This is a genomic window from Polynucleobacter sp. MWH-UH24A (assembly GCF_018687475.1).
In the GTDB taxonomy this organism is placed as follows: Bacteria; Pseudomonadota; Gammaproteobacteria; order Burkholderiales; family Burkholderiaceae; genus Polynucleobacter.
On sequence record NZ_CP061292.1, the window covers coordinates 1,882,582 to 1,897,949 of the forward strand.

At 44.7% G+C, this 15,368-nt stretch carries 20 protein-coding genes and 1 tRNA gene; 10 read left to right on the forward strand and 11 right to left on the reverse strand.

Translation table 11 applies throughout. The features are described from left to right. The 5 genes from ICV32_RS09840 to rodA are packed head-to-tail and all read left to right on the forward strand — an operon-like array spanning nt 1 to nt 5,555. Entirely contained in the window at nt 1-1,044 is a 1,044-nt protein-coding gene (locus tag ICV32_RS09840) for a rod shape-determining protein (protein WP_215370645.1), read from the forward strand. 23 nt (nt 1,045-1,067) lie between these two features. Further along, nucleotides 1,068-1,985: a rod shape-determining protein MreC gene (gene mreC / locus ICV32_RS09845; protein ID WP_215370648.1), complete on the forward strand. Its 918-nt coding sequence runs from the start codon at nt 1,068-1,070 to the stop codon at nt 1,983-1,985. Further along, nucleotides 1,982-2,506, forward strand: a complete 525-nt coding sequence (gene mreD / locus ICV32_RS09850) for a rod shape-determining protein MreD (RefSeq protein WP_215370651.1) — start codon at nt 1,982-1,984, stop codon at nt 2,504-2,506. Before mreC ends, mreD begins: the two co-directional genes overlap by 4 nt. A 5-nt stretch (nt 2,507-2,511) precedes the next feature. Continuing rightward, a complete protein-coding gene (gene mrdA, locus ICV32_RS09855; protein ID WP_215370654.1) occupies nt 2,512-4,422 on the forward strand; it encodes a penicillin-binding protein 2 in 1,911 nt (636 codons plus the stop codon). Next, on the forward strand, nt 4,404-5,555 hold the full coding sequence (gene rodA, locus ICV32_RS09860; RefSeq protein ID WP_215370657.1) for a rod shape-determining protein RodA: 1,152 nt from the start codon (nt 4,404-4,406) through the stop codon (nt 5,553-5,555). The genes mrdA and rodA overlap by 19 nt, the downstream gene beginning before the upstream one ends. Before the next feature lie 64 nt (nt 5,556-5,619). On the opposite strand, the gene ICV32_RS09865 is transcribed toward rodA, so the two are convergent. Together ICV32_RS09865 and ICV32_RS09870 are read right to left on the reverse strand one after the other, a co-directional pair. After that, nucleotides 5,620-5,904, reverse strand: coding sequence for an HU family DNA-binding protein (locus tag ICV32_RS09865; protein WP_108509234.1), 285 nt, complete (start codon nt 5,902-5,904; stop codon nt 5,620-5,622). A 123-nt stretch (nt 5,905-6,027) separates the two neighbouring features. Further along, on the reverse strand, nt 6,028-6,390 hold the full coding sequence (locus ICV32_RS09870) for a hypothetical protein (RefSeq protein WP_215370660.1): 363 nt from the start codon (nt 6,388-6,390) through the stop codon (nt 6,028-6,030). A gap of 59 nt (nt 6,391-6,449) precedes the next feature. Here ICV32_RS09870 and ICV32_RS09875 point away from each other — a divergent pair, with 59 nt between their 5' ends. The 3 genes from ICV32_RS09875 to ICV32_RS09885 are packed head-to-tail and all read left to right on the forward strand — an operon-like array spanning nt 6,450 to nt 8,484. Beyond that, nucleotides 6,450-6,845, forward strand: a complete 396-nt coding sequence (locus ICV32_RS09875; protein WP_215370663.1) for a cytochrome c5 family protein — start codon at nt 6,450-6,452, stop codon at nt 6,843-6,845. Nucleotides 6,846-6,853: 8 nt separating this feature from the next. Then, nucleotides 6,854-7,756: an aspartyl/asparaginyl beta-hydroxylase domain-containing protein gene (locus tag ICV32_RS09880; protein ID WP_215370666.1), complete on the forward strand. Its 903-nt coding sequence runs from the start codon at nt 6,854-6,856 to the stop codon at nt 7,754-7,756. Further along, complete coding sequence (locus tag ICV32_RS09885; protein WP_215370668.1) at nt 7,756-8,484, forward strand: pseudouridine synthase; 729 nt, start codon at nt 7,756-7,758, stop codon at nt 8,482-8,484. Before ICV32_RS09880 ends, ICV32_RS09885 begins: the two co-directional genes overlap by 1 nt. Here ICV32_RS09885 and ICV32_RS09890 read toward each other — a convergent pair. Both ICV32_RS09890 and can read right to left on the reverse strand, forming a co-directional pair. After that, complete coding sequence (locus ICV32_RS09890; RefSeq protein ID WP_215370671.1) at nt 8,481-8,774, reverse strand: DUF1330 domain-containing protein; 294 nt, start codon at nt 8,772-8,774, stop codon at nt 8,481-8,483. The genes ICV32_RS09885 and ICV32_RS09890 overlap by 4 nt on opposite strands. 8 nt (nt 8,775-8,782) lie before the next feature. Then, nucleotides 8,783-9,439, reverse strand: a complete 657-nt coding sequence (gene can / locus ICV32_RS09895) for a carbonate dehydratase (RefSeq protein WP_215370674.1) — start codon at nt 9,437-9,439, stop codon at nt 8,783-8,785. Nucleotides 9,440-9,513: 74 nt separating this feature from the next. Here can and ICV32_RS09900 point away from each other — a divergent pair, with 74 nt between their 5' ends. Continuing rightward, a complete protein-coding gene (locus ICV32_RS09900) occupies nt 9,514-10,341 on the forward strand; it encodes a hypothetical protein (protein ID WP_251371864.1) in 828 nt (275 codons plus the stop codon). Between the two features lie 71 nt (nt 10,342-10,412). Here ICV32_RS09900 and ICV32_RS09905 read toward each other — a convergent pair whose 3' ends face one another. Together ICV32_RS09905 and ICV32_RS09910 are read right to left on the reverse strand one after the other, a co-directional pair. Beyond that, entirely contained in the window at nt 10,413-10,595 is a 183-nt protein-coding gene (locus ICV32_RS09905) for a hypothetical protein (protein ID WP_215370677.1), read from the reverse strand. A gap of 170 nt (nt 10,596-10,765) precedes the next feature. Further along, nucleotides 10,766-11,743: an NAD-dependent epimerase/dehydratase family protein gene (locus tag ICV32_RS09910; RefSeq protein WP_215370680.1), complete on the reverse strand. Its 978-nt coding sequence runs from the start codon at nt 11,741-11,743 to the stop codon at nt 10,766-10,768. A 39-nt stretch (nt 11,744-11,782) separates the two neighbouring features. On the opposite strand from ICV32_RS09910, the gene ICV32_RS09915 reads away from it, so the two are divergent. Beyond that, nucleotides 11,783-12,109 carry a multidrug efflux SMR transporter gene (locus ICV32_RS09915; RefSeq protein ID WP_251371865.1) on the forward strand — a complete coding sequence of 109 codons (327 nt, stop codon included), beginning with the start codon at nt 11,783-11,785 and terminating at the stop codon, nt 12,107-12,109. 13 nt (nt 12,110-12,122) lie between these two features. On the opposite strand, the gene ICV32_RS09920 is transcribed toward ICV32_RS09915, so the two are convergent. The 5 genes from ICV32_RS09920 to ICV32_RS09940 form a co-directional block, all read right to left on the reverse strand. After that, nucleotides 12,123-13,148: a nitronate monooxygenase family protein gene (locus ICV32_RS09920; protein WP_215370683.1), complete on the reverse strand. Its 1,026-nt coding sequence runs from the start codon at nt 13,146-13,148 to the stop codon at nt 12,123-12,125. A 26-nt stretch (nt 13,149-13,174) separates the two neighbouring features. Further along, nucleotides 13,175-14,032 (reverse strand): methyltransferase domain-containing protein, encoded by an 858-nt coding sequence (locus tag ICV32_RS09925; protein ID WP_215370685.1) that lies wholly within the window; start codon nt 14,030-14,032, stop codon nt 13,175-13,177. A 116-nt stretch (nt 14,033-14,148) separates the two neighbouring features. After that, nucleotides 14,149-14,472 (reverse strand): MAPEG family protein, encoded by a 324-nt coding sequence (locus ICV32_RS09930; protein ID WP_251371866.1) that lies wholly within the window; start codon nt 14,470-14,472, stop codon nt 14,149-14,151. Nucleotides 14,473-14,618: 146 nt separating this feature from the next. Beyond that, nucleotides 14,619-14,694 (reverse strand) — tRNA-Phe (locus ICV32_RS09935). Nucleotides 14,695-14,719: 25 nt separating this feature from the next. After that, complete coding sequence (locus ICV32_RS09940) at nt 14,720-15,367, reverse strand: response regulator (RefSeq protein WP_215370689.1); 648 nt, start codon at nt 15,365-15,367, stop codon at nt 14,720-14,722. Between the last annotated feature and the right edge of the window lies 1 nt (nt 15,368).

Genomic DNA, 15,368 nt, shown 5'->3' on the forward strand with positions numbered 1-15,368 from the left:
ATGTTTGGTCTCTTTCGTAGTTATTTTTCCAACGACCTAGCGATTGATCTAGGGACTGCCAATACCTTAATTTATATGCGCGATCGAGGGATTGTTCTCGACGAGCCCTCTGTGGTTGCTATTCGCCAAGAAGGTGGGCCTAATGCCAAAAAAACAATCTTAGCCGTTGGTCGAGAGGCCAAAAGCATGCTGGGCCGAGTCCCCGGAAATATTGAAGCAATCCGTCCGATGAAAGATGGTGTGATTGCCGACTTCACCATCACCGAGCAAATGCTCAAGCAGTTTATTAAGATGGTTCACGAAAGTAAGTTACTAAAACCAAGCCCCCGAATTATTATTTGCGTCCCATGTGGCTCAACTCAAGTTGAACGACGCGCCATCCGAGAATCCGCTTTGGGGGCTGGAGCTTCTCAAGTATTTTTAATTGAGGAGCCTATGGCGGCAGCCATTGGTGCCGGTCTTCCGGTTGCTGAAGCCGCAGGATCGATGGTTGTTGATATTGGCGGGGGCACAACCGAAGTTGGCGTAATGTCCTTAGGAGGGGTGGTCTACAAAGGATCAGTCCGAGTGGGCGGTGATAAATTTGATGAGGCCATCACAAATTACATTCGACGTAATTACGGGATGTTAATTGGTGAACAAACCGCGGAAGCCGTTAAAAAGGCAATTGGGTCAGCTTTTCCTGGCGCAGACATTAAAGAGCTTGAGATAAAAGGTCGCAATATTTCTGAAGGCATACCTCGCAGTTTCACGGTTACCAGCAATGAAATCCTAGAGGCACTAACTGATCCCCTAAATCAGATTGTGACTGCAGTCAAAGCCGGATTAGAGCAAACCCCACCTGAACTCGCTTCTGATATTGCTGAGCGTGGCTTAATGCTTACTGGGGGCGGAGCTTTGCTTCGAGACCTAGATCGCTTGCTGATGGAAGAAACTGGGTTACCAATCCATGTTGCAGAAGACCCCCTAACCTGCGTTGCTCGTGGTTGCGGTATTGCATTAGAGCGTATGGATAAATTAGGTGGAGTGTTCTCTCAAGAGTAAACGGTTAGGCGACAGAGCGGGCTATGCAACATAGTGCCCCACCCCTATTTAAGCAAGGCATACCGGCTCTTGCTAAATTAATTGTTTGTCTCGTAGTAAGTTTGGCGCTGATGGTCATTGACTTTAAATTTAAGTCATTAGACTTCATCAGAAATCAAGTTATTACTATCTTGCGGCCACTTGAGCAATTAATGCTGCTCCCCACTACCGTAGTTGCTGATAGCACAGACTATTTCACCTCACGCTCCACTCTTGAGCGCGAAAATGGGGTACTAAAACTACGACAAGCTGAGCTCTCTTTGCTAGCCAATCAGTCATCTTTGCTAGCAGTTGAAAATCAACATCTTAGAAACCTTCTTGAGTTACAAAAAAATGTAGGGTTCAAAACCGTTCCAGTTGAAATTCTTTTTAATCCTCCAAATCCCCTCTCACAACGTGTCGTAGTGAATCAGGGCCAAAACCAAGGCCTTAAATTAGGGTCGCCAATAGCCAATGAAATGGGTATCTTGGGGCAAGTGGTACGCCTATACGACAACTCGGCAGAGGTTTCTTTATTAGAGGATCGTGATTTTGCTGTACCAGTATTGGTCGCCCGCAATGGACTACGTGCTGCAGTTGTCGGAAGCGGTAGAAACCAATTACTTCAGCTGCGCTATTTACCCGTCGCAAGCGATCTCGAGGTGGGCGACATTCTTCTTACATCTGGGGTTGATGGAGTTTATCCGCCCGGGTTTGCAGTAGCAGTTATTACAAAGATTGAACGAAACCTTGACCAAAACTCCTCGAATGTATTTTGCAACCCAATTGCTGAAATCAATCGACATTTACAGGCCTTAGCTCTAATTTACGATCCTGAAATTGATGCCAAACCTGCTTCTGCGTTGAACGCACCTGCGCAAACTAGCGGTCGCCGTCAAACACGTCCCAAAGGGCAGCCATGATTGATTATCAAAGTGGCTACATCCTGCGCCCGGTTAATCCCAGCTTCATCTATATTAGTCTCGCGATTGCGCTGTTGCTTAATTTCTTACCATGGGGTAACCATGCCTGGGTTCCTGATTGGCTTATCGTGTGCATTATCTTTTGGAATATTCACCAACATCGCTATGTAGGCGTTATCACCGCCTTTGTTTTTGGAATTCTCATGGACATTCATAGTGGCTCACTCTTGGGAATGCATGCGTTTAGTTATTCACTAGTCTCCTACATCGCAATTGCTTGGCATAACCGCGTAACAGCATTACGTGTTTCGTCTCAAATCCTTAATGTATTTCCAATATTTGCTTTAGTTTCATTATTCCCTGTATTCATGCTGTGGGTCTTAAATGAACAAATTCATTGGCGCGGATTTTCTAGTTTGATTCAGGCGATTATTGAGGCATTGCTATGGCCGTTAGCCAATTACTTATTACTCTTGCCACAGCGAAGACCAATTGATGTTGATCCCAATCGACCTCTTTAAACGATATGTCTTCAATAAAAAAACCTGATCTCTATTCATTTCAAGAACGGGCACGAGTTGCAATAATTTTTGTTGGCGTATGTTTTGGCTTATTGGCTATACGCTTGTTTTGGTTACAAATCATTAGCCATCAACAATATTCGACACTTGCAGATAGCAATCGCATTGCAATCGTACCGGTGCCCGCCAATCGAGGCTTGCTGATTGACCGCAACGGGATTGTGATTGGGCGTAATTACTCAGCACTAACTTTGGAAGTAGATGCCTCACAAATTAATGGCAACGTAGACGATCTCATCAATGAGCTTTCGGAGATTATTCAAATTAGCCCTAGAGATCGCCGAAACTTTAAACGTGCCCTCGAAGATTCTCGAAACATGGGTACATTTCCTTTGCGTTCCATGCTGACCGAAGCCGAGATGGCTCGCTTTCTAGCCAATCGATATCGCTTTCCGGGTGTTGATGTCAGCGCACGTAACTTTCGTGAATACCCCTATAACGAATTAGCATCCCATTTAATCGGTTATATCGGACGAGTTTCACAAAAAGATAAAGAAAGGATGCAAAACGAGCTTCTGGAAACGAGAGGCAGTCAAGACCCTTATGCGCTTCAGGGCGCATTTTTACCCGGCATTCAATATGTTGGCAAAATTGGTATCGAACAAACGTATGAAAGAATTTTGCGTGGCGTTCCAGGCTATGATGAAGTAGAAATTACGGCTGGTGGTAAGCCCGTTCGTACTCTTTCAAGCACGCCATCCATCCCTGGCAAAAATGTCATTCTCTCAATTGACATTAAATTTCAAGCGCTAGTTGAGCAACTGTATGGCAAGCATCGCGGGGCCTTTGTGGCCATTGAGCCCGAAACCGGCGATATTCTAGCCTTCGTTTCAAAGCCCAATTTCAATCCCAATGACTTTGTCGAAGGAATTGATCCTGTCACTTGGAAAGAACTGAATGAGTCAAAGGAAAAACCCCTTTATAACCGGCCCCTAAAGGGTATTTATCCGCCGGCATCCACCTACAAACCTTTCATGGCACTTGCTGCGCTTGAACTTAATAAACGCAAAGCCGAAGATGCGATTGCAGATCCGGGATTTTTTACGTTTGGTAATCACACCTTTCGTGACGATAAAGTAGGCGGCCATGGAATGGTCAATATGGAAAAATCCATTGTGGAATCGTGTGATACCTACTACTACCTCTTAGCACGCGACATGGGTGTCAACATGATGCATGATTTTATGAAACCATTGGGCTTTGGTCAGATTACTGGGATTGATTTAGAGGGTGAGGCAAAAGGTGTCTTGCCATCCACAGAGTGGAAGAAAACAGCCTTCAAAAAGCCGGAGCAGCAAAAGTGGTTTGAGGGTGAGACCATCTCACTAGGCATTGGACAAGGCTATAACGCATTCACCATTTTGCAATTAGCACATGGCCTTGCAAATGTTCTCAATTATGGTGTGGTCATGAAACCTCATATTGCCAAAGCCATTGAGGATCCATTCACACGACAAAAGGAACTCACCACCCCCAAGGAAAGCTATCGCATTGATCTCAAGCCAGAAAATATTGAACTCATCAAAAAAGCGATGGTTGAGGTGAATAAATCAGGAACATCTGCATCGTCATTTCGTAATGCCACCTACAGTGCGGGAGGCAAAACAGGTACTGCTCAGGTATTTAGCTTGAACTCTAAAACGTATCACCACGGCTCAACCCCTGAGTTTCTTCGCGATCATGCTTTATTTGTGACCTACGCACCCAATGACAAACCAAAAATTGCCATTGCGATGATTGTTGAAAATGCTGGTTTTGGTGCCCAGCATGCTGCGCCGATTGCGCGCAAAGCGCTTGACTATTACATTGATGGTAAATGGCCTAAGGAGATTCCGGAATGGAAAAGAGTGCCTTAGTTCGGCTTAAATTAATCCTCCTTCACCTGTTTAATGGCTTTGATGCTCGCCTGGGCTTCATTTTCTTGGCCCTTGCATTTATTAGTTTTATTGTTTTTTTATCGGCCGGGCAGGGCACCCCCGTGGCTCTTGTTGACCAAATACGTAACTTGGTCATTGCCTTTGTCATCATGTGGGCGGTTTCACAAATCCCGCCCAAGTGGCTTGAAACTGCTGCGGTTTGGATCTACGGCATTGGCATTGCGCTATTAATCGCCGTTGCTCTTTTTGGATTGATTAAAAAAGGGGCCAGACGCTGGGTCAATGTTGGTATTGTTATTCAGCCATCGGAAATTATGAAGATTGCGGTACCACTCATGCTCGCTTGGTATTTTCAAAAACGTGAGGGTATTCGCTCAGCAGTTGATTATCTTGTAGCAGCAATATTGCTAGCTTTACCGGTATTTCTGATTGCTCGCCAACCCGATCTTGGGACTGCGCTATTGGTTTTCGCCTCGGGTCTCTATGTCATTATTTTGGCGGGCTTACCATGGCGTTGGATCATTCCCGTTGTGGCGATTGCAGTAGTTGCCATTTTATTTCTTGTTGTATTTAGCGGCAGCATATGTGCGCCCGACATCAATTGGCCACTAATTCGGGAATATCAAAAAAATAGGATTTGTACCTTACTTGATCCATCAAGCGATCCGCTTGGAAAAGGTTTTCATACCATTCAAGCAGTTATTGCGGTTGGATCGGGCGGCTTTTTTGGCAAAGGTTGGCGTGAAGGTACTCAATCCCACTTAGAATTTATTCCTGAAAAACATACTGATTTTGTCTTTGCTGTCTTTGCTGAAGAGTTTGGATTTCTTGGCAATATTCTTTTGATCCTGCTCTTTTTTGCGCTTATTAAACGCGGCTTAGCAATCTCAGTCAATGCGCCTACTTTATTTACGCGCCTCCTAGGGGGTGCCATTAGTATGATTTTCTTCACCTATGCCTTTGTAAATATCGGCATGGTCACAGGACTTCTTCCAGTGGTTGGGGTTCCGCTTCCGCTCCTCAGTTATGGCGGAACCGCCCTTGTAACGCTTGGGTTTGGGGCCGGCATATTGATGAGTATCCACCGCCATCGACGACTAGTTCAAAGCTAAGTATTTAGAAGGGGTGGCAACAAAAAACCCAGCCGAAGCTGGGTTTGTCTGAGATTGTTCTCGATTACTTTTTACGCTTATTTACAGCGTCTTTAAATGCCTTACCTGCAGAAAACTTGACTGTCTTGGAGGCGGCAATTTTGAGAGGCTCGCCCGTTTTTGGATTACGGCCCATACGAGCAGCACGTTTACCAGAAGCGAAGGTTCCAAAACCGATTAACTGTACTGAGTCACCCTTAGTTACTGCTTTAATGATGTGCTCAATGGCAGAATTCAAAGCGTACTCTGCTTTTGCTTTAGAAATCTCGGCATCGTCAGCAATTGCTGCGATTAAATCTGCTTTATTCAAGTGAAGCTCCTTGTTAATTGTTCATTGTGTTGCGCACATGCGCTGGTGCAATTGTAAACACAAAATGTTATAAAAATAAATAATCTTTAGAAAAAAATAGCCGTGAAGCCTTTTAGGGTATGGCTAATCTAGAACAACTAAGTCAACGATAAAATATTCAGTCTCAGCAAAGCAATTGGTTGGCAAACCAACGTGTTGCTCATACTGCAATGAAACTTTACGCCCCATATTAGCGTTTATTTTGTTCGCCACGGCATCATCGCGCACCGAAAAGAAGAATTTTTCAGACATGGTTCCAGGCATTGAGACCATCGCAAGCTCTCCCTCCCAGGTCTTGCAAAACCAGCCGCGCTTAGAGAACTTTTGAACATAGCCGGCTCGATCGCCTTCGGCATAACTCCAATTGAGCATTAAATATGTATAACCAGCGATTAAAACCGCGCTAATCAGAATTAAAATGAGAAATGATCGAAAAAAACGTGCCATACGATTTATTTAATAAAAAGCTATCTTACTGGATTAAATTGACCGAAGAGGATGAGTTTATGAAGCGCCCTAATTCAGCTTGTTATTTATTTAGCATTTGCTTCTTAATGGTGTTTTCTAGCCACTCATTTGCTAGCTCGGGCGAGTCAATATATAAGCAAGTTTGTGCAAACTGTCATACGCCTGGGGTTGCGGGGGCCCCAAAGCTAGGGGACAAAGCCAAGTGGGCCGTTCTAATTAAGGAAGGCCAAATCCAAATTACGGCTCATGGCTATGTTGGGATTCGTGGTATGCCCGCCAAAGGTGGAAAACCGGATTTAAGTGTGAGTGATTTTGCTGCGTCGGTTGTCTACATGGCCAATCAGTCTGGCGCAACCTGGAGCAATCCGGATGATGCCATGTTAAAAAGGATTGATGCTGAGATTTTGCGTCGTCAGGCACAGATTCGGAAGTAGGTATCTAGATGGAGCTTCGTCACGGGATTTTTCTCATCTTTTTAGGCTCAGCGCTATTTATTTACTATCGGGGTAAGGTGCGCTTTGGTTTGCTTCGCTCCCTCACTGATTATGTAGTATTGCTAGCACCCATCAATGCATTGATTTATTTATTCTCTAAAGTGGGTTGCAGTCCTTATCTACCCACCAATGAGTTTCCAGAACTACGGCCACTAAACGATCACTGGCAAATGATTCGAGATGAGGCTTTAGCGCTTCAAGACAGCGGACAAATTCGTCAAGCAACCGGCTACAACGATATCGGGTTTAATTCTTTCTTTCGCACTGGCTGGAAACGCTTTTATTTATATTGGTACGGTAAAGATCTGCCATCGGCAGAAGGGTCCTGCCCCCAAACGGTTGCATTACTTAAATCGATTCCGAGTATCAAGGCCGCCATGTTTGCCTCACTACCACCTGGAGCAACTTTAGTTCGTCATCGCGATCCTTATGCTGGGTCATTGCGCTACCACCTAGGTCTTGTAACTCCGAATAGTCCGCATTGTTTTATTAATGTGGATGGTGAGTCCTACTTTTGGAAAGACGGCGAAGCAGTTATGTTTGACGAAACTTATATCCATTTCGCAGCCAACAACACCGAACATCAACGCATTGTTTTATTCTGCGATATTGAGAGGCCGCTGCACACCAAGATAATGCAATGTTTTAATCGCTGGTTTGGTTTGCAAGTAATGAGTGCGGCCGCTTCTCAAAATGTCGAGGGTGAATCGCTTGGTTTTGTAAACGTTCTTTTCACTTATTTTTATCGACTACGGATGCAGACAAAAAAACTAAAGGCTTCCCATCGTCAGATTTATTACATCGGCAAATGGGTCTTAATTTTTGGCCTCATTTGGTTACTATTTTGGTAATGGAAAAAATTCGGGTCTCTAAACTATTATCTGAACGTGGTTTGTGTTCAAGGCGAGAAGCGGATGCCTATATTGAACAAGGTTTAGTGACTGTTGATGGCGAAGTCGTTCAAGAATTAGGTACTCGAGCCTTTCGGCATCAAACCATTGAATTGCATTCTGGCGCCAAGCGTCAGCAAGAACAACGCCTCACCATCTTATTAAATAAGCCGGTAGGCTATATTTCGCATTTAGATGACGAAGAACAATACAAGCCAGCAGCATCACTCATCATTCCCGATAATCAATTTATGGGTGCATCCCATCAAACTGAACGCGCTCATTTTAGAGGTCTTGCTCCAGCGGGGCGCCTTGATATTGATTCATCTGGTTTGTTGGTGCTTACTCAAGATGGACGAATTGCTAAATTATTAATCGGGGAAGATAGTCCGATCGAAAAAGAATATCTAGTTCGTGTTAGTGGCAATTTATCTGATGCGGGCTTACGCTCTTTGCAGCATGGCCTATCGCTTGATGGTAAGGCACTAAAACCGGCAAAAGTAAGTTGGCAAAATGAGGATCAACTCCGTTTTGTTTTGCGAGAGGGGCGCAAACGGCAAATTCGGAGGATGTGTGAGCTCGTTGATCTCACTGTCATTGGTCTAAAACGAATCCGTATTGGTCAAATAAGCCTAGGATCACTTCCAAGCGGTCAGTGGCGTATTTTGGGTAAACAAGAGCGCTTTTAGGTCACAACAGGGAAAAGCGTCAATTGCATGGCCCGTTCGCGAACGGGCAATAATGCGGAGTACTCTGGACTATTGGCCCAACGCTTCGCATCCTCTAAGCTTGGAAAGCTAAGCTCAACGAAGGTATCAAACGGTGCGGCATTTAACTGATTCCAAAGGGGGCTGTTACAAACTCCCCTGCGCACAACCCTGCCCTTATAGAGCTCAATAGTTGCACCAACCTGTGCGCGATAGTCATCAAAATCTTTCGGGTTCTGGATTTTAAATATCCCAATTACATGAACGTTCATGACACTCCTTAGCTCGCCAACTGTGCGCGATACCGATCGTGCAGCTCTTGCGGATTTGAGATGCTAGTATGAAGGTCCTTAAGTAAGCCATCATGCAGCCGATAGATGCACCCATGAATTGAAATGGTTTGTCCATTGGCCCAGGCATCTTGAACAATATTGGTTTGTCCAATATTAATGACCTGCTCTAATACGTTAAGCTCACACAATCGATCCAAGCGAGCATTCTCTTCCTCAATGGAACAAAGTTCGTGATAATGTTTATCGTGGACATCTTTAATGTGTCGGATCCAGTTGTCCGCAATTCCGATGCGGGTATTGTTCATTGCAGCTGCAATTCCTGAACAACCATAATGCCCCACCACAATAATATGCTTAACTTTTAAACGATCAATCGCAAATTGGATCACCGATAGGGCATTGAAGTCAGTATGTACGACAATATTTGCAATATTGCGATGAACAAAGACTTCGCCTGGCTTGAGCCCCACAATTTGATTGGCTGGGACGCGTGAATCTGAGCAACCAATCCAGAGGTACTCGGGGTTTTGTTGATCCACCAATCTTGAGAAATAATCTGGATCAGCGCTTGTTACAGACCGAATCCACTGTCGGTTTTGCTCAAATAGTCTCTCAAGATCGGGCTTTGAATTGTTATTACCCATTTATATACCTTTGTTTGCAATTAAGCCTAATATACAAGATCTCACTATCACGAACCGTATAAATCGTTGAAGTCATGAAAATTATTCTATGCTTCCTATGTAGTTTTTTTGTCGTGCTGGCACATAACGGCTTGGCTCAAGAGGTTGCTACTGAAGCGCAGCAATATAGTTTTTGGGAGTTAAAAAACGATTCCTTTAATTACGGCGAACAATCGATTTTGGAATTATGGGCCTATCAAAATGGCTATGGAAATAATGATCTAAGCGATATTTATAAATTGCGTTTCTATCAACCACTCTCCATTCATCAGTGGAAAGGAATGATGCGCATTGATACCGCAATCAGCTCTACTTGGGGACCTAATGCTCCCGGACAAAATAGTGGTCAATTTAGTGCGGGCAATACGATGCTCACAATTTGGGGAATGCCCCCAGGATTTTTACCCGCCTGGAACCTTAATCTGGGGGGTCGCATCATTTTTCCATTTGGCAACAATGGTCAGTGGGCAGTAGGTCCCCAAGTGAGCGCGTCCTTTGTTCCTCAGTCCTCAAGTAAGTCCTTGCTATCTGACTTTTCACCTTTGGTTCGTTACATGTACGGATTTGATAGTAAAAATAATTCGTTTGCGGCCAATCCATCCCAGCCGCCGCTATTACGCACGCTTCAACTGTATCCCACGATTGGATTACAACTTTCCCCTGGCACACAAATTCGATTCTGGGATGAAAATGGAATTCTCTACAACTCAGCGGGAGGTGGCTGGTTTGTTCCGCTTGATGCCATGGTGACGCATTCCATCAACAATCATCTTTTATTTGCAGTGGGTGCCAGCAAACCCGTAGTGCAAACCTTTCAGTCTTATGATTGGTCAATCTATGGAAAGATTTCCATACGGTTTTGATGAATCCGTTTCGATAAGCTCAATAACAAAAACCACCCGAAGGTGGTTTTTATTCATGGGCCGAAAATATCTTAAGCTGCAGCTTTACTGCCCGCACCTAAGAACTCTACGATTTTTTTAGCAGTTTCAATATAGCGCTCATTCATTTTGCGGTATTGAGCCAGTTCAGCCATCAGTGGGTTTTCAACCTGCTCAAACGATGCATCTTCATAACCCGGGTGGTAAGGCGCTTCATCAACAAGCTTGCTATTCATGGATCCTCCAAAAGTTAAAAAATAATTTGATGAAACCAATTTAGCACAGGATATTGCAAAATAAATCGATATAAATCAGTTACTTATCCTACAGGAATGCCTAGGAGGGATATTTTTTTGTGTCGCTGTTTCATTTTTCAGCAAACCATTTTGTATTACGAAATATCGGCTTATTGGCGTAAACCTCGTTGAATTGCTGCCAATCCATCAGCAACAGAGTATGGGGGGCTGTAACCAAACGAGTTTTTTGCCTTGCTAAACGAGATGGTCAATGGATAGCCCATGGTGCGCACAGCCTCGCGCACCAGAGGCGGCTGGCCTTTAAGCGGCAGGCAGTTCCAGCCATTTTCGGTAAATCGTGCCAAAGGCCAAGCCATTGCTCGTGGAATCGATAGGGTAGGCACCGCATAATTGCTGGCTTGTAATCGGGCACTCAAAAACTCGCGAAGATTCATTTCCTCCTTATCCCGAATAAAAAATGCTCCAGTAAGTAGGTTGGCTTTTAATGCTTGCACAATCGCTTCGCATAAATTTCCAATGTAACAAGTGGAATAGAGATACCGCCCATCACCAAACCAACCAAACAATCCACGATCTGCGGCAGGCCCTATTTGACGATCAACAATATCGCCATTACCCCAGACCAAAGCGGGTCGCAACGCGATGGTCTGCATACACGCCGACGCGTTCGCCAATACGAATTGTTCAGCGTGTGCTTTTGAATACGCGTATCGAAATGCCCTTTGATCACAGATTGGTCGGTCTTCGGTCGCATTTTCGATCGACACCCGATCATTAAGAATCACATTTGCACAACTCATATAAATAAATTTTGTAACACCCTCTTGAATTGCAGCATCGTGAAGTCTCTTCGTTAATCCAATATTTAGATTTTCGTAAAGGGCTTTGGGGGCCCATAGCCCAACATGGGCTGCGCAATGTATCACCCAATCGTGGCCACGAACCAGCGCTTGTAAATCATTCGTTAGTAGAAGATCAATCTGAGTAAGCTTGACTCCGCTCTGAATTAAAGATCTCGCCCCCTCTACAGACCTAGCGGTCACACTTAGCGAATGCCCTTCCTCCAATAAGCGACCTACCAAATGTCTTCCAATAAACCCGGTGGCCCCGGTGATCAATATTCTCATCTTTGCTATGCTAGCGTAGTTCATTTCTATGAAAGACAAATGCCCATGAGCATTTACTGGATCTCACTTTTTCTAGCGGGCGCTTGTGAAATAGGCTGGCCTTTGGGGCTAAAACTTGCTGACCTCCCCAATATGAAGATCTGGGGCATTGGTATTGCCGTTATCAGTATGGCACTAAGTGGCTTGTTACTTTGGTACTCTTTAAAAGAGATTCCGATTGGAACTGCCTATGCAGTTTGGACTTCGATTGGTGCTGTGGGTACCTTCACCTTAGGGGTCTTAGTTTTTGGTGACCCCAACATTCCGATTCGCTGGATTGGCGTTGCATTCATTTTGCTGGGTGTGATCTTATTAAAAGTGGGCTAAACCGGACTGCGTTTTAGCCTTTGAGCTCGATTTGTAATGCGTTCATCAGTTCACATACTTTAAGTGCTCGCGCTTTATGAAAAGCAGCGCCCGCCCATAAGCTTTGATGCTCTGGATCATGCGAACGAGCGGCAACTTGGCGTAATGCGCCTGTTAAAGTGTTTTGCATTGGAAATGGCAGGGTTGGCTTACCTTCCATATGTCGTGTAAACGCATTCTCAACTCCTCGAGCCCATCGCCCTGAGAAACCTTTCGTAAAAACACTAGGCCGCGGCCTTTCGGCCATCAGTACAGCTTTATATTCAGAAGAAGCTCCGGATTCGGCGCAACATAAAAAGGCCGTGCCCATTTGAACGGCGCTTGCGCCGAAATCGATAGCCTTTTGAATATCACGGCCATCCATAATACCGCCGGCTGCAACGACTGGGACTGTGCAACGTCTAACCACTTGAGGCAACAGCTCAAATGTTGTCAACCTTGCATCGGATACCTCGTTCGTAAATATGCCACGATGGCCGCCTGCCTCAATGCCCTGAGCAATAATGAAATTAGCGCCTGCTCGCTCGATCTGTAAGGCCTCCTCAAGACTGGTAGCGGTAATTCCAATGGCGATATCGAGCGCTCTGGCACGCTGGATGATCAAGTCTGATGGGATGCCAAAATGAAAACTTAGAACGGATGGCCGCAATTGCCAAACTGGCTCTAATTGCATTTCAAGGTCAGGATAAAAAGGCGATGCCGGAATAACGAAATCAATATCAGGAGCAATTTCACGAAGTGAATCGATCGCTAGTTGTATCGTTTTTGAATCAGGTAGGGCTGTCTCTTGAAATAGAAAAAAGTTGGCATTGATTAGGCCTTGGGTTAGGGACTGCGCAAGTCTTAGGTCACGATCAATTATTTCGGGAGAGCTATACGCAAAGCCAAAACTACCTAAACCGCCAGCATTAGAAACTTCTGAGACGAATACTGGGGTTGTAATACCACCAGCCATTGGGGCTTGTATTACAGGGATTGAAAGATTTGTTAATGAAAACATCTCTACCAATCCACCCCGTGCAGTCCTTATTTAAGACGTTTACCAGCAACATTCAATTTAGGATCTCCATTAAGAATCCCGCTTATTTGAGTGCCGCTGATTTGTCCCCTAAACGAATATTTTTTTCCATTGGTCTCAAAATCAAACTGAATGGCTTCGCCCCGAATTTTTCCATCCTCAAATGAAATGGGTCGACTACCTAATTTAGCAATGGTTCCATCAAAGAACTGTTTTTTCTGGATAAAACGAACTGACGTCTTGTCTAAATTCGGTAAACCAGTAAATTCCCATGCACCATCGATATTGGCTGGCACGATCCATAAATATATGGTTTCATTCAGAGCGCCGATTGTGGATTCGCCTGATCTTATTGAAACCTCTTGATCCGGAATCCAGGAGTCCATGCGAAATGTATTTGAAACTACTCGGGTGCCGGGCTTCATCCTCAAAATCGTTGGCATCAGTTTTAGATTTAGGCTTTCACCTAAAAATAAGGTCAAGACCGTTGCTGAGGAAAAGTCTTCAACAAAAATATCGCCCTGCTTAAAAGTCACTAAATTTTGGACATTCTCACGAATTGCATTGCGTTTTGATAATGCAACCAAATCTGGGTTGTATTCAATTCCAACGGCTCGAATGCCATAGCGCTTTGCCGCCTGTATTGGAATTACGCCATCTCCCGAGCCAAGGTCATAAACAATGTCGCCGGATTTCACTTGCGCTAAGGCAAGCATCTGTGTTGCCGTATCGACCCTGGTGGGTACCCACATAATGTCTTTTCCATGGGCGGCCATCCTCAACTGAAACTGGTCATCCCCGTAGTTATGTAATGCGCACCCAGTTAACAATGAAATAAAGATTGGGGTGATGGCAAGAAAGCGCATAAATTTTCCAAAGAAGTTTTAAAAGAAATTGTATGGGTAACCTGACCACAAACCCACAATAACCCTCTAATCTCTAGGTTGAGCAAATTGCAAAGCAGCTGATTAGAACAATATACCTAATGCATCAATTGATAAATAGTCCAACTTATATTCAAAACCACGAGTGCTATTAGCGTATTGAAGGTAAATTTCATCCCCAATATGCGCAAACTAAAATCTGGCGGCGGCGTGTTAATGCCCTTGGCATGAATTAAGCGGCCAGTAATAAGGGTGATTCCTGGAACAAGAACCAGCCACCATGGGGCTCCATTAAGCTCCAAGCAGGCAAGTAATATGATCCCAATGGGAACATATTCGGAGAAGTTGGCTTGGGCTCGAATTGCTCGCTCTAAATCCTCATGCCCGCCACTTCCTAAGGAAACCTTATTCTTTCTACGCAAACCTATGACATTGAAAGATAATTTAATAAAAATCAACGTTAGGGCAGCAGCAATGACCGAGGTTATAAGTAGCATATTGATTCCTCACTGAACTACCGGAGATCAAGAGGTAGATAAGAACTGCCAATAGGCGGTTTAATGAATCTTGGTGGCCCGGGGCGGAATCGAACCACCGACACAAGGATTTTCAGTCCTCTGCTCTACCGACTGAGCTACCAGGCCAAGAGTTGAGATTATATAGGATCAGTTACTCTTGCTTTTTAGTGACATCGATACCGAGTGCCTTTAGCTTGCGATAGAGATGGGTTCGCTCAAGCCCAGTGAACTCTGAGATGCGGGTCATGCTGCCGCCCGTGACCACCATTTGATATTCAAAATAGGCTTTTTCGAAGAGGTCGCGAGATTCGCGCAAAGGTAGTCCGTAATAACTTTTTGCAATCCCGCTAATATATTCGTCTTGATTTGCATTTTTTGGTAAATCAATTGAACGTGGTTGAGCTTGAGGCTCCAGTTCATCTGGCTTTTTTAGGGGTGCACGCTCGAGGGCTTTGCCGACTGTTTTTAAGAGCTTCTGAAGTGCAATAGGCTTTTCCAGAAAATTAAGAGCGCCAATTCGGGTTGCTTCAACTGCCGTATCAATGGTTGCATGGCCGGACATCATGACCACTGGCATGGTTAGCAAGTTATCTCGAGCCCACTCTTTCAATAAAGTAATTCCGTCGGTATCTGGCATCCAGATATCGAGGAGCACCAAATCGGGCTCCATTTGCTCTCGTACAGCTCGAGCCTGGTTAGCACTCTCAGCTGGATAAACCGTGTGCCCCTCTTCAGTCAAAATTTCCTGTAAAAGCTCACGGATTCCCATCTCGTCGTCGACAACCAAAATACTTGCCATA

What these genes read in the sequence shown, in the direction of transcription:
- ICV32_RS09915 (WP_251371865.1), top strand. Translation starts at nt 11,783, where the DNA reads ATGCCCATGAGCATTTACTGGATCTCACTTTTTCTAGCGGGCGCTTGT.
- can (WP_215370674.1), bottom strand. Translation starts at nt 9,439, where the DNA reads ATGGGTAATAACAATTCAAAGCCCGATCTTGAGAGACTATTTGAGCAA.
- mrdA (WP_215370654.1), top strand. Translation starts at nt 2,512, where the DNA reads ATGTCTTCAATAAAAAAACCTGATCTCTATTCATTTCAAGAACGGGCA.
- mreC (WP_215370648.1), top strand. Translation starts at nt 1,068, where the DNA reads ATGCAACATAGTGCCCCACCCCTATTTAAGCAAGGCATACCGGCTCTT.
- ICV32_RS09840 (WP_215370645.1), top strand. Translation starts at nt 1, where the DNA reads ATGTTTGGTCTCTTTCGTAGTTATTTTTCCAACGACCTAGCGATTGAT.
- ICV32_RS09890 (WP_215370671.1), bottom strand. Translation starts at nt 8,774, where the DNA reads ATGAACGTTCATGTAATTGGGATATTTAAAATCCAGAACCCGAAAGAT.
- ICV32_RS09920 (WP_215370683.1), bottom strand. Translation starts at nt 13,148, where the DNA reads ATGTTTTCATTAACAAATCTTTCAATCCCTGTAATACAAGCCCCAATG.
- ICV32_RS09900 (WP_251371864.1), top strand. Translation starts at nt 9,514, where the DNA reads ATGAAAATTATTCTATGCTTCCTATGTAGTTTTTTTGTCGTGCTGGCA.
- ICV32_RS09905 (WP_215370677.1), bottom strand. Translation starts at nt 10,595, where the DNA reads ATGAATAGCAAGCTTGTTGATGAAGCGCCTTACCACCCGGGTTATGAA.
- rodA (WP_215370657.1), top strand. Translation starts at nt 4,404, where the DNA reads ATGGAAAAGAGTGCCTTAGTTCGGCTTAAATTAATCCTCCTTCACCTG.
- mreD (WP_215370651.1), top strand. Translation starts at nt 1,982, where the DNA reads ATGATTGATTATCAAAGTGGCTACATCCTGCGCCCGGTTAATCCCAGC.
- ICV32_RS09885 (WP_215370668.1), top strand. Translation starts at nt 7,756, where the DNA reads ATGGAAAAAATTCGGGTCTCTAAACTATTATCTGAACGTGGTTTGTGT.
- ICV32_RS09870 (WP_215370660.1), bottom strand. Translation starts at nt 6,390, where the DNA reads ATGGCACGTTTTTTTCGATCATTTCTCATTTTAATTCTGATTAGCGCG.
- ICV32_RS09940 (WP_215370689.1), bottom strand. Translation starts at nt 15,367, where the DNA reads ATGGCAAGTATTTTGGTTGTCGACGACGAGATGGGAATCCGTGAGCTT.
- ICV32_RS09925 (WP_215370685.1), bottom strand. Translation starts at nt 14,032, where the DNA reads ATGCGCTTTCTTGCCATCACCCCAATCTTTATTTCATTGTTAACTGGG.
- ICV32_RS09875 (WP_215370663.1), top strand. Translation starts at nt 6,450, where the DNA reads ATGAAGCGCCCTAATTCAGCTTGTTATTTATTTAGCATTTGCTTCTTA.
- ICV32_RS09910 (WP_215370680.1), bottom strand. Translation starts at nt 11,743, where the DNA reads ATGAGAATATTGATCACCGGGGCCACCGGGTTTATTGGAAGACATTTG.
- ICV32_RS09880 (WP_215370666.1), top strand. Translation starts at nt 6,854, where the DNA reads ATGGAGCTTCGTCACGGGATTTTTCTCATCTTTTTAGGCTCAGCGCTA.